This is a genomic window from Seohaeicola saemankumensis (assembly GCF_021021435.1).
Lineage (GTDB): Bacteria > Pseudomonadota > Alphaproteobacteria > Rhodobacterales > Rhodobacteraceae > Seohaeicola.
The window spans coordinates 34,862-47,058 of record NZ_JAINWI010000016.1; the positions used below are offsets into that span (position 1 = coordinate 34,862).

10 protein-coding genes are annotated in these 12,197 nt (G+C 62.1%); all 10 read left to right on the forward strand.

The genetic code is table 11. The features are described 5' to 3' along the window. The first annotated feature begins 242 nt into the window (after positions 1-242). The 10 genes from bchF to puhC all read left to right on the forward strand — a co-directional run bounded on the left by bchF (position 243) and on the right by puhC (position 12,183). The gene (gene bchF, locus K7H22_RS14950) at positions 243-731 is read left to right on the forward strand and encodes a 2-vinyl bacteriochlorophyllide hydratase (RefSeq protein ID WP_230801679.1); all 489 of its coding nucleotides are present in this window, start codon (positions 243-245) and stop codon (positions 729-731) included. Then, positions 728-2,014: a ferredoxin:protochlorophyllide reductase (ATP-dependent) subunit N gene (locus tag K7H22_RS14955; protein WP_230801680.1), complete on the forward strand. Its 1,287-nt coding sequence runs from the start codon at positions 728-730 to the stop codon at positions 2,012-2,014. Before bchF ends, K7H22_RS14955 begins: the two co-directional genes overlap by 4 nt. After that, positions 2,011-3,555, forward strand: coding sequence for a ferredoxin:protochlorophyllide reductase (ATP-dependent) subunit B (gene bchB / locus K7H22_RS14960; RefSeq protein WP_230801681.1), 1,545 nt, complete (start codon positions 2,011-2,013; stop codon positions 3,553-3,555). The genes K7H22_RS14955 and bchB overlap by 4 nt, the downstream gene beginning before the upstream one ends. Continuing rightward, positions 3,545-7,117: a magnesium chelatase subunit H gene (locus K7H22_RS14965; RefSeq protein ID WP_230801682.1), complete on the forward strand. Its 3,573-nt coding sequence runs from the start codon at positions 3,545-3,547 to the stop codon at positions 7,115-7,117. Before bchB ends, K7H22_RS14965 begins: the two co-directional genes overlap by 11 nt. A gap of 112 nt (positions 7,118-7,229) precedes the next feature. Continuing rightward, the gene (gene bchL, locus K7H22_RS14970; RefSeq protein ID WP_230801683.1) at positions 7,230-8,126 is read left to right on the forward strand and encodes a ferredoxin:protochlorophyllide reductase (ATP-dependent) iron-sulfur ATP-binding protein; all 897 of its coding nucleotides are present in this window, start codon (positions 7,230-7,232) and stop codon (positions 8,124-8,126) included. Then, positions 8,126-8,797, forward strand: coding sequence for a magnesium protoporphyrin IX methyltransferase (bchM, locus tag K7H22_RS14975; RefSeq protein ID WP_230801684.1), 672 nt, complete (start codon positions 8,126-8,128; stop codon positions 8,795-8,797). The genes bchL and bchM overlap by 1 nt, the downstream gene beginning before the upstream one ends. Before the next feature lie 29 nt (positions 8,798-8,826). After that, the gene (locus K7H22_RS14980; protein ID WP_230801803.1) at positions 8,827-10,239 is read left to right on the forward strand and encodes a PucC family protein; all 1,413 of its coding nucleotides are present in this window, start codon (positions 8,827-8,829) and stop codon (positions 10,237-10,239) included. Positions 10,240-10,277: 38 nt separating this feature from the next. Next, positions 10,278-11,048, forward strand: coding sequence for a photosynthetic reaction center subunit H (puhA, locus tag K7H22_RS14985; RefSeq protein WP_230801685.1), 771 nt, complete (start codon positions 10,278-10,280; stop codon positions 11,046-11,048). Between the two features lie 21 nt (positions 11,049-11,069). Continuing rightward, a complete protein-coding gene (puhB, locus tag K7H22_RS14990; protein ID WP_230801686.1) occupies positions 11,070-11,711 on the forward strand; it encodes a photosynthetic complex putative assembly protein PuhB in 642 nt (213 codons plus the stop codon). Between the two features lie 10 nt (positions 11,712-11,721). Further along, complete coding sequence (gene puhC / locus K7H22_RS14995; protein WP_230801687.1) at positions 11,722-12,183, forward strand: photosynthetic complex assembly protein PuhC; 462 nt, start codon at positions 11,722-11,724, stop codon at positions 12,181-12,183. Positions 12,184-12,197 lie beyond the last annotated feature (14 nt).

Sequence of the window (12,197 nt, forward strand, 5' to 3'; positions counted from 1 at the left end):
GGGATATTGTCCGGTTTTGGCGGGCAAATGTCAAAGATAATTGACAGTCCGGCTCTTTTTCGCGGCTGCCCGCTGCGTATCGCCGCGTGAAACATTTGTTTTTCATTGTTTATAAGGACTTTTTCAAAAGAGTAAGCCTAAATTGACAGCATTCACCTTACAGTCCCGTTGTGTAAGTTTTAGTTGACACTTTTATTCTGACGCCGTTACTTTGGACATAACGCAACCGGATGGAGTCGGACATGTCGCAAAGCCTTAGAGGCAGATCAGACCGGACCGGCCTCTATACCGAGGCAGAGCGTCTGCGTCGGGATGCGACGGTCTGGACGCTGGTGCAGGGCGTTTTGGCGCCCCTCCAGTTTCTGGTTTTCCTTGTCTCTCTGGGGCTGGTGATCCGCTACCTGACAACGGGTCTGGGATACGAGATCGCGACCCTGTCGATCGTGGTCAAAACCGGCTTTCTGTTTCTCATCATGGTGACCGGCGCGATCTGGGAAAAGGTGGTCTTCGGACAGTATCTTTTCGCCCCGGCATTCTTCTGGGAAGACGTGTTCAGCTTTGCCGTCATCGCACTGCATTCTGTTTATATTTGGGCACTTTACACCGGATCATTGGCCCCTGTGGACCTGATGATCCTCGCCCTTGCAGCCTATGCCGCCTATATCATCAACGCGGGTCAGTTCCTGCTAAAATTGCGGGCCGCGCGCCTGCAGGCAGAGGGGGCCATATGACCCTGAACCGCCCCCTTCCCGTGACCACCGGATGCCGCGAAACACCCGTGCTGAAACAGCGCGGCCAGCGCGAGGTTTTCTGCGGTCTGACCGGCATCATCTGGCTGCACCGCAAGATGCAGGACGCCTTCTTTCTGGTCATCGGTTCGCGCACCTGCGCCCACCTTTTACAGAGTGCCGCAGGGGTGATGATCTTCGCCGAACCGCGCTTCGGAACAGCGATTCTTGAAGAGACTGACCTTGCGGGAATGAAAGATGCGCAGGACGAACTGGATTCGGTCGTGGCAAAACTTCTGTCACGCCGGCCTGACATCAAACAACTGTTTCTCGTCGGTTCCTGCCCCTCCGAAGTGATCAAACTGGACCTGTCCAAAGCGGCAGAACGGATGACACAGACCTATGCGCCGCATGTGCGCGTGCTGAATTTCTCGGGCTCCGGCATTGAAACCACCTTTACCCAGGGCGAGGATGCCTGCCTTGCCTCGATGGTGCCGGTGCTGCCCGCGACCGAATCGCGCGAGCTGATGCTGGTGGGCGCGCTGCCCGATGTGGTCGAACAACAGGCGGTCGGCCTGCTGGAGCAGATGGGCATTGGCCCGATCCGCGTTCTGCCTGCACATCGCGCTGCCGATCAGTTCGGTGTCGGTGCCAATACGGTATTCGCGCTGCTGCAACCCTTCCTTGGCGACACCCATGCCGAGCTTGAACGCCGTGGCGCGCGCCATATTCCGGCCCCCTTCCCCTTTGGCGAGGAAGGCACAACCGCTTGGCTGGCTGCTGTGGCCAGTGAATTCGGTGTCACACAAGAGGTGTTCGACCGCGTCACCGCCGCCCCCCGTGACCGTGCCCGCCGTGCCGTGGCGCAAGCCTCGGAAGGATTGCGCGGCAAGTCGGTGTTCTTCTTCCCTGACAGCCAGCTTGAAATTCCGCTGGCCCGTTTCCTGACCCGCGAATGTGGCATGACCGCGATCGAGGTTGGCGCGCCCTATATCCATCACAACATCGTCGGCCCCGATCTGGACCTGCTGGCGGAAGGCCCGGTGCTGAGCGAGGGGCAGGATGTCGATCTGCAACTCGACCGCTGCCGCGCCGCCCGCCCCGATCTGACAGTCTGCGGCCTTGGCCTTGCCAATCCGCTTGAGGCTGAAGGTCTGGCGACCAAATGGGCGATCGAACTGGTCTTCACACCTGTGCATTTCTACGAGCAGGCCGGCGATCTGGCGGGATTGTTCTCGCGGCCCCTACGCCGTCGCGGTCTTCTGAAGCTGGAGGCGGCAGAATGAAGCTGACCGTCTGGACATATGAAGGCCCGCCCCATGTCGGCGCGATGCGTGTCGCTACTGCGATGAAGGGCCTGCACTACGTGCTGCACGCCCCGCAGGGCGATACCTATGCCGATCTGCTGTTTACCATGATCGAGCGGCGCAACCATCGCCCGCCGGTGACCTACACGACCTTTCAGGCGCGCGATCTTGGCTCTGATACGGCACAACTGTTTCAGGATGCCTGCCGCGATGCCTATGAGCGGTTCCAGCCCGAGGCGATCATCGTCGGCGCCTCCTGCACCGCCGAGCTTATTCAGGACGATCCTGGCGGCATGGCCGAAACCATGGGTCTGCCGGTGCCAGTGATCGCGCTGGAATTGCCCAGCTACCAGCGCAAGGAAAACTTCGGCGCGGACGAAACCCTGTTCCAGATCGTGCGCCATCTGGCCAAGCCGGTTGCCAAAACCGACCGGATCACCTGCAACCTGATCGGGCCGACCGCCCTTGGTTTCCGCCACCGCGACGATATCGAGGAACTGACAGGCCTGCTGTCCGACATGGGCGTCGATGTGAATGTCTGCGCGCCGATGGGGGCCACACCGTCCGACATCGCCCGCCTCGGGGCCGCGCATTTCAACGTGTTGATGTATCCCGAAACAGGCGAAAGCGCCTGCCGCTGGATGGAGCGGGATCTGGGTATACCGTTTACCAAGACCGTGCCGATCGGTGTCGGTGCCACCCGCGATTTCATCGCGGAAGTGGCCGCGATCACCGGCCTCTCGCCCAAGATCGACGAGGCCCGCCTGCGCCTGCCGTGGTATTCGGCATCCGTGGACAGCACATATCTGACCGGCAAGCGCGTGTTCCTGTTCGGCGACGGCACCCATGTGAAGGCCGCCGCCCGCATCGCCCGCGACGAGATGGGGTTCGAGGTTGTGGGCCTTGGTTGCTACAACCGCGAGATGGCGCGCGATATCCGCGCCACCGCCAAGGAATTCGGCCTGACCGCCCTGATCACCGAGGACTATCTTGAGGTCGAAGCCGCTATCGAAGCGCTGGCCCCCGAGATGATCCTTGGCACCCAGATGGAACGCCATATCGGCAAGCGTCTGGGTATCCCCTGCGCAGTCATTTCCGCACCCGTCCATGTGCAGGACTTCCCCGCCCGCTACAGCCCGCAGATGGGGTTCGAGGGCGCGAATGTGATCTTTGACACGTGGGTTCATCCGCTGGTCATGGGGCTGGAAGAGCACCTGTTGCATATGTTCCGCGACGATTTCGAGTTCCACGACGCGGCCGGCGCCAGCCATCATGGTGGCAAGGCCGTAGCCGCGCCTGAGGCTGAATCAGAGCCTGTAACCGCCGCCAACAGCGACGCCACAGCCCCGCAGACGGGCGAGGTGATCTGGCTGTCGGATGCGGAGCGCGAGTTGAAAAAGATCCCCTTCTTCGTACGCGGCAAAGCACGCCGCAACACCGAGACATTCGCCCAGCAAAAAGGTCTGCAAGAAATCAGCGTTGATACGCTTTACGAGGCAAAAGCCCATTATGCGCGATGACCGGATGATAAAAGGCCCGCTGCCGGGCTACAGGGTCGTGATCCTGACGCTGGACAGCCACGCCGCTGGCCCCTGCGCCCGCGCTGCCGAGCGTTTGTCGCGGGATTTCCCCGGCCTCTCGCTCAGTGTCCATGCTGCTGCCGAATGGGGTGAAAGCCCCGCGGCGCTTCTGGCCGCAAAACAGGCCATCGAGACCGGCGATATCGTCATCTCGAACCTGCTGTTCCTTGAGGAACATATCAACGCGATCCTGCCCGCGCTTCAGGCGCGCCGCGATCATTGCGACGCGATGATCGGTGTCATTGCAGATGCCCAGATCGTCAAGCTGACCCGCATGGGCACGCTGGACATGGCCAAGCCTGCCTCGGGCGCGATGCAACTGATCAAGAAACTGCGCGGCACGTCCAAGCCTTCGTCCGAAAGCGGCGAGAGCAAGATGAAGATGCTGCGCCGCCTGCCGCGTATCCTGCGGTTCATTCCCGGCAAGGCGCAGGATCTGCGCGCATGGTTCCTGATCATGCAATACTGGCTGGGCAGTTCCGACGACAATATCGAAGGCATGGTCCGCTTTCTGATCTCGCGTTATGGCCGCGTGGATCAATGGCGCGGTGCGCCGGCGCCTGCCCCGCTGGAATACCCCGATTGCGGGCTTTACCACCCCGATCTTGAAAGCCGGATCACGACCGATCCTGCCGATCTGCCCGCACCGACAGCACCCGTTGCCACGGTGGGTGTGCTAATGATGCGCAGCTATGTGCTGTCATCGGATACCGCGCATTATGATGCCGTGATCCGCGCTTTCGAGGCACGCGGGTTGCGCGTGATCCCTGCTTTTGCCGGTGGTCTGGACGGTCGCCCCGCGATTGATGCCTATTTCACCAAGGACGGTATCGCGCAGGTGGATGCGCTTGTGTCCCTGACCGGTTTCTCGCTGGTGGGCGGCCCTGCCTATAACGACAATGACAACGCGGTGAAGGTGCTCAAGGCGCTGGACGTGCCCTATATCGCGGCCCATCCGCTGGAATTCCAGACGCTGGGCCAGTGGGCCTCCTCGACAGGCGGTCTGGGTCCGATCGAGACAACGATGCTGATCGCGCTGCCGGAACTGGATGGCGCAACAAACCCATCCGTCTTTGCCGGACGCCACGGGCAGGACGGCTGCAACGGTTGCGCGCATATGTGCCGCAACACCGCTGCGGCCAAGCAGATGTCGCCTTGTATTGAGCGGATCGAGAAACTGGCGCTGCGGGTCGAAAAGCAGGCTCTGTTACGGCGAAGCACGGCAGCCGAGCGGAAACTGGCGATCGTCCTGTTCGGCTTTCCGCCGAATGCTGGCGCGGCTGGCACTGCTGCATATCTCAGCGTGTTCGAATCGCTGCACAACACCCTGCATGCGCTGGCAGCACAAGGCTATGACCTGACCCCGCCCGCCACGGTCGAGGAATTGCGCGAGGTCGTCCTGCAAGGATCGGCCCGCCAATATGGGCAGGAGGCGAATGTCGCCGACCATGTCAGCGCAGACCGGATCGTCGCGCAGACCCCGTGGCTGTCCGAGATCGAAGCTGCATGGGGCCCTGCCCCAGGCCGCGTGCAAAGCGACGGGCGCGGCGTCTTCGTGCTGGGCGCGCAATTCGGAAATGTCTTTGTCGGGCTGCAACCCACATTCGGCTACGAGGGCGATCCGATGCGCCTGCTGTTCGAGCGCGGTTTTGCACCGACCCATGCTTTCACCACCTTCTATCTGTGGCTAAAGAACAATTTCAAAGCCGATGTGCTGCTGCATTTCGGCATGCATGGCGCGCTGGAATTCATGCCCGGCAAACAGGCGGGCGTCAGCGGGGCCTGCTGGCCCGACCGTCTGATCGGCGATATGCCGAACGTGTATCTCTACGCCTCGAACAACCCGTCCGAGGCGACGCTGGCCAAGCGCCGCACCGGTGCCGTGACCATCACGCATCTGACGCCCCCGCTGGCCGCGTCTGGCCTTTACAAAGGTCTGGCCGAACTCAAGGACAGCCTGACGCGCTGGCGCGCGATGGCCCCCGACGCGGAAGCCCGCGAGGAGCTGGAATTGCTGATCGCGGAACAGGCCCGCGCCGTGGATATGAGCGAGGTCGCCCCCGCCGCGCTGTGGCTGCGCCTGCTTGAAACCGAAAACGCCCTGATCCCTGACGGTCTGCATGTGCTGGGTCGTCCGCTCAGCAACCTGGCGCGGATCGAATATCTGCGCGTGATGGCCGATTGCGATGCCGAAACCCATGCACGGGTCGAGGCGCTGCTGAAACAGGATCACGAGATTCCCGCCCTGCTGCGCGCGCTTGAAGGCCGCTTTACACCGCCCGTTGCCGGTGGCGATCTGATCCGCTCGCCCGATGTGCTGCCGACGGGGCGCAATATCCATGCCTTCGATCCGTTCCGCATGCCTACGGAATTTGCTTGCCGCGAAGGTGCAAAACAAGCTCAATTGCTGCTGGATACGCATAAATCCACGCCGCGCACCGTGGCGATGGTGCTATGGGGCAGCGACAATATCAAATCCGATGGCGGCCCGATCGCACAGGCGCTGGCGCTGATGGGCGCGAAGCCGCGCTTTGACAGCTTTGGCCGCCTGTCGGGTGCCGATCTGATCTCACTGGCCGAGCTGGGCCGCCCGCGCATCGACGTGGTAATGACCCTGTCGGGCATCTTCCGCGACCTGCTACCCTTGCAGACCAAGATGCTGGCGCAGGCCGCCTTGCGTGCCGCCCAAGCCGACGAGCCGCTCGAGATGAACTTCATCCGCGCCCATGCGCTGGCCTATGCAGCCGAAATGGGCAGCGATCTGGAAACCGCCGCCCTGCGCGTGTTTTCCAATGCCGAGGGCGCTTATGGCTCGAACGTGAACCAAATGGTCGACAGTTCGGCCTTCGGGCAAGAGGACGAGTTGGCCGATGCCTATGAGGCGCGCAAAAGCTTTGCCTATGGTGTGTCCGGCAAGGCCACGCAGAACACGGCGCTGCTGCAAAAGGCGCTGAAAGATGTCGATCTGGCTTATCAGAACCTTGAATCGGTCGAATTGGGCGTCACCACTGTGGACCACTATTTCGACACGCTGGGCGGCATTTCCCGCGCGGTAAAACGCGCCCGCGGCGGCACCGAGGCGGCTGTCTATATCAGCGACCAGACCCGCGGGGCGGGAAAGGTCCGCACGCTTCAGGAACAAGTCGCGCTTGAGACCCGTTCGCGTGCGCTGAACCCGCGCTTTTTCGAGCCGCTGCTCAAGCACGGGGCCGAAGGCGTGCGCCAGATCGAGGCGCATGTAACCAACACGATGGGCTGGTCGGCCACGACCGGACAGGTCGAGCCTTGGGTCTACCAGCGGCTAAGCGAGACCTTCGTTCTGGATGAGGTGATGCGCAAGCGTCTGGCTGATCTGAACCCTGTCGCCTCGAGCCGTATGGCCAACCGCCTGCTGGAAGCCAGCGACCGCGCCTATTGGACACCCGACGCCGCAACACTGGCCGCATTGCAGGCGGCTGCGGATCAACTGGAAGACCGGCTGGAAGGGATCGCGGCAGAATGAAACGCGCGCTGACCAGTCAGACGATATCGCAGTGGGGGCCAGCCCCCACATCCCCGGAGTATTTCCGGCAAAGAGAAACAGGGCAAACCGCCCAGTTTGAAAGGAGGCTCTCATGAGCCCACGTGACGAAATCCCCAGCCTGCGCGGACTGGATGGCGACGGTTCTGTACAAGTGCATCAGGACGCCGACACAAAGATCGAGGGAGCCAAGGTTTTCTCGGTCTATGGCAAAGGCGGGATCGGCAAATCGACCACGTCGAGCAACCTGTCGGCGGCGTTTTCCAAACTGTGCAAGCGCGTGTTGCAGATCGGATGCGATCCCAAACATGACAGCACCTTCACCCTGACCGGCACGCTGGTGCCGACAGTGATCGACATTCTCAAGGATGTGGACTTCCATTCGGAAGAACTGCGCCCCGAGGATTTCGTCTTCGAGGGGTATAACGGCGTCAAATGCGTCGAGGCGGGCGGACCGCCTGCGGGCACCGGTTGCGGCGGCTATGTCGTGGGCCAGACAGTGAAACTGCTCAAGCAGCATCACCTGCTGGAAGATACCGATGTGGTGATCTTCGACGTGCTGGGCGATGTGGTCTGCGGCGGTTTCGCAGCGCCCTTGCAACATGCCGATCTGGCGCTGATCGTGACGGCCAATGATTTCGACAGCATCTATGCCATGAACCGGATCATCGCGGCGGTGCAGGCCAAATCGAACAACTACAAGGTCCGTCTGGCGGGCTGTGTTGCCAATCGCAGCAAGGATACCGACGAGGTGGATCGCTACTGCCGCACCGTGGGTTTCAACCGGATCGGCCATATGCCCGATGTGGATGCGCTGCGCCGCTCGCGTCTGAAGAAAAAGACCCTGTTCGAGATGCCCGATGACGAGGATATCGTTCAGTGCCGCGCCGAATACATGCGGCTGGCCGAGGCGCTTTACAATTCGACCGCCACACTTGCACCGGCGCCTTTGCCGGATCGTGAAATCTTTGAACTGCTCGGGTTTGATTGATGAGCTATGACCGCACCTTAAGTCGGGTCGAGACCTATTTCGACAAGACGGCGACCCGCACATGGGAGCGGCTGACCTCGGATGCGCCGGTATCACGCATCCGCGAGACCGTGCGGCGCGGGCGTGACGGGATGCGCGCGCGCATGCTGGCGCAACTGCCCGAGGACCTGCGCGGCGCGCGGGTTCTGGACGCAGGCTGCGGCGCGGGACAGATGACGGCGGAACTGGCCGCGCGCGGTGCCGATGTCATGGCCGTCGATATCTCGCCCTCGCTGGTCGAGATCGCGCGCAAGCGCCTGCCGGTCGATCTGGCAGGCCGCGTCACTTTCGCGTCGGGCGATATGCTGGCCGACACGCTGGGGCGCTTCGATCACGTCATGGCGATGGACAGCCTGATCTACTACAACGATGCCGATATCCGCAACGCACTGGAAACGCTGGCCAACCGGACCGCTGGTTCGGTTGTCTTCACCGTTGCGCCGCGCACCACGCTGCTGATGGGCATGTGGTATGCGGGCAAGCTGTTTCCCCGTTCCGACCGTTCGCCGGTGATGATCCCACATTCCCCCGCCACGCTGGCCCACGGCTTGCGCGGCGCAGGCCGCATCCGGGACCTGGGACGCATCTCTTCCGGTTTCTACATCAGCCAGGCGCTGGAGTTCTCGAAGTGACACGCAAGGACTGCCCTTTCCTGATACGCATGACAGCCAACATGCTGCCCTTTGCGGATGCGGCAAGTGCCGGTCTGCCGATGGCGCAACTGTTGCGTCTGTCACTGTTTCAGGTCTCGGTCGGGATGGCCTCGGTCATGCTTCTGGGCACGCTGAACCGCGTGATGATCGTCGAGTTGAACCTTGCCGCGATGATCGTGGCCTTCATGATCGCGCTGCCCGTGCTGATCGCCCCGTTCCGCGCGCTGTTGGGTTTCAAATCCGACACCTATCGCAGCGCCATCGGCTGGAAGCGTATTCCCTACCTCTGGTTCGGCTCTCTGTGGCAATTCGGCGGGCTGGCGGTGATGCCGTTTGCCCTGCTGGTGCTGGGCGGCGATGTTGTCCATGACATCCCCTTTGCGGGCGAGGTGCTGGCGGCACTTGCCTTTCTGATGACAGGTCTTGGCCTGCACATGACGCAGACCGCGGGTCTGGCCCTTGCCAGCGACCGCGCCGATGACGAGACCCGCCCCCGCGTGGTGGCGCTGCTTTATGTGATGTTCCTGCTGGGCATGGGCGCATCCGCGCTGATCATCGGGTTCCTGCTGCGCGATTTCACCAGCCTGACGCTAATCCGTGTGGTGCAGGGGGCCGCTGTGGTCGGTCTGGCGCTGAACATCCTTGCCCTGTGGAAACAGGAAGCCGTGCGCCCGATGACCAAGGAAGAACGCGAGGCCCCGCGCCCCAAATTCGCCGATGCCTGGGCCGATCTGATGAGAGGCGGCACTGCGGGCCGCCTGCTGGCCGTGGTGTTTCTGGGCACAATCGCCTTCAACATGCAGGATGTGCTGCTGGAGCCTTATGGCGGCGAGATCCTTGGTCTGTCTGTCGGTGCGACCACAACGCTGACCGCGATGTGGGCAGGCGGCGCACTGCTGGGCTTTGCACTTGCGGCACGGATGCTGTCGCGCAAGGCCAACCCCTACCGGATGGCAGGCGGCGGTATCCTTGCGGGCGTATCGGCCTTTTCCATCGTGATTTTTGCAGCCCCGATGAATTCGCCCACGATCTTCTTTGCAGGCGCACTGATGATCGGTTTCGGCAGCGGGCTTTTCGCAGTCTCGACCCTGATGGCCGCGATGGCGATGCCCGCGCAGGGGCTGGCGGGGCGCGGGTTGGCGCTTGGCGCATGGGGGGCAGCACAAGCCACGGCAGCAGGCAGTTCTATCGCCTTCGGTGGCGCGCTGCGCGACTGGGTCAACCACATGGCGCTGAGCGGCCAGTTGGGCGAAGCCCTGAACAATCCGGCGACAGGATATTCCGTCGTCTACCACACGGAGATTGCCATTCTCTTCATCACCCTGGTTGCTCTGGGTCCGCTGGTGCGGACTGTCTCGGCCAGATCCGACCAACCCGACCAAGGGCCGAACGGCATCGGCCTGGCCGACTTTCCAACCTGATCACAGCATCCCACGGCTTCCCTCAAGAGGATACGACCATGACAGAAACATTCTTCGGCGAATTCGATCTTGCCAGCCTTTCGCTCTGGCTTTTCTGGGGCTTCTTCGCCCTTCTCATCTTTTACATCCAGCGCGAGAACATGCGCGAAGGCTATCCGATGGAAGACGATGACGGCAATATTGCCGCCAATCAGGGCCTGTTTCCTGTGCCGGACGACAAGACATTCAAGCTGCCGCATGGCCGTGGCAATGTCACCGTTCCCAGCGGCCAGAACCCTGACCGCCAGGATATTGCCCTGCGCAAGACAGCGGCAGGCAACGGTTTCCCGTTCGAGCCGACAGGCGATCCGATGATTGACGGTGTCGGTCCCGCCTCGTGGGCACCGCGCCGCGATGTGCCGGAACTGGACGGCAAGGGTCACCCCAAGATCATCCCGATGGTCGCGACCGAGCATTTCCATGTCTCTGCCGGACGTGACCCGCGCGGTCTGCCTGTGCAGGCAGGCGATCTTGAGATCGTCGGCACCATCGTGGACATGTGGATCGACGAACCGGAACAGATGGTCCGCTATCTCGAGATCAAGCTTGATCCCGCATGGGGCGAAGGCACCCGTCTGGTGCCGATGACACTGGTCAAGATCAAGTCCGACCGCGTCAAGATCCACTCGATCTTCGGCAAGCACTTCAACAACGTGCCGAAAATCGCCTCGCCGCGTCAGGTCACCCTGCTCGAGGAGGACAAGATCTCGGGTTATTACGGTGGCGGCAAACTTTATGCCAGCCAGGACCGGCTCGAGCCGCAACTCTGATATCAAGGAAAGGGGTCCATCATGTCCCATGACGATTTTGACCAGGAGCCGGTAAAAGGCCTGCCCGAACTTCCGCCCGAGGGCGAGGTGATCCTGTGGCAAGGGCGTCCCGACTGGTGGGCCCTGACCAAGGAATCGCTGAACCTCTACTGGGTCGCTGCCTATTTCGTGTTCCTCGCCCTGTGGCGCTACACGGTGCTGAGCGATCAGGTCACCATCGCGCAGGCGCTCAGCGGGTCCAGCCCGTTTCTGGTGCTGGGCGCGATTGTCTGCGGGCTGCTGATGCTGACCGCCTTCATCCAGGCCCGCGCGACCGTCTACACGATCACCAACCGCCGCGTCGCCATGCGGATCGGGGCGGCGCTGACCGTGACGCTGAACCTGCCCTATACGCAGATCGCCAATGCGACACTGGACCTGCGCAAGGGCGGCACCGGCACCATCGCACTGGATCTGCTGGGTGATACCCGCCTGTCCTATCTGGTGTGCTGGCCGCATGTGCGCCCTTGGGTCATGCGCCGCACGCAGCCCGCGCTGCGCTGCATCCCTGAGGCCGCCAAAATTGCGGCGATGCTGGGCGATGCGGCGGAAAAGCGTGTCACAAACCCTGTCATCAGCCGCAAGAATGCGCCTGTCAGCCCCAATGCCGTTGCAGCGGAATGAGGATCAGACCATGACGATGCCCGTTCACCCCTACCGCGCCAAGCCCGAGGTCGAACTGATCCCGCGCTTTCTGGGCCGCACCCTGATTGCCGTGGTGCTGACCTGTCTGGCCTTGGTGACGATGGCCACCCTGACCAACCGCCCGCTGGAAGCGACGCCACCGGTGCTGCCGGTTGTGGCCGAACGCATGATCATCCTGTCCGGCGACATGAGCGGGGCTGCCCGCGTCATGGATACCCACGGACAGGTGATTGCCGAACTGACGCCCGAACAGGGCGGCTTTATTTCAGGCGTCTACCGTGTGCTGCTGCGCGAACGCACCAAGCACGGTGTCGCGCTTGACGCCCCTGTGCGGCTGGTCCGCACCGAAGGCAACCGGATTGCCATTTACGACGACACGACCAACTGGAGCGCCGACCTCATGGGGTTCGGCCTGACAAACACCAGAGCCTTCGCCAGGCTGCTGGATTGATATCGAAAAGGGAA

Bases quoted from the DNA above. Each gene is read 5' to 3' on its own strand.
- puhC (WP_230801687.1), top strand. From the start codon at position 11,722: ATGACGATGCCCGTTCACCCCTACCGCGCCAAGCCCGAGGTCGAACTG.
- puhB (WP_230801686.1), top strand. From the start codon at position 11,070: ATGTCCCATGACGATTTTGACCAGGAGCCGGTAAAAGGCCTGCCCGAA.
- K7H22_RS14955 (WP_230801680.1), top strand. From the start codon at position 728: ATGACCCTGAACCGCCCCCTTCCCGTGACCACCGGATGCCGCGAAACA.
- bchM (WP_230801684.1), top strand. From the start codon at position 8,126: ATGAGCTATGACCGCACCTTAAGTCGGGTCGAGACCTATTTCGACAAG.
- bchL (WP_230801683.1), top strand. From the start codon at position 7,230: ATGAGCCCACGTGACGAAATCCCCAGCCTGCGCGGACTGGATGGCGAC.
- bchB (WP_230801681.1), top strand. From the start codon at position 2,011: ATGAAGCTGACCGTCTGGACATATGAAGGCCCGCCCCATGTCGGCGCG.
- K7H22_RS14965 (WP_230801682.1), top strand. From the start codon at position 3,545: ATGCGCGATGACCGGATGATAAAAGGCCCGCTGCCGGGCTACAGGGTC.
- bchF (WP_230801679.1), top strand. From the start codon at position 243: ATGTCGCAAAGCCTTAGAGGCAGATCAGACCGGACCGGCCTCTATACC.
- K7H22_RS14980 (WP_230801803.1), top strand. From the start codon at position 8,827: ATGACAGCCAACATGCTGCCCTTTGCGGATGCGGCAAGTGCCGGTCTG.
- puhA (WP_230801685.1), top strand. From the start codon at position 10,278: ATGACAGAAACATTCTTCGGCGAATTCGATCTTGCCAGCCTTTCGCTC.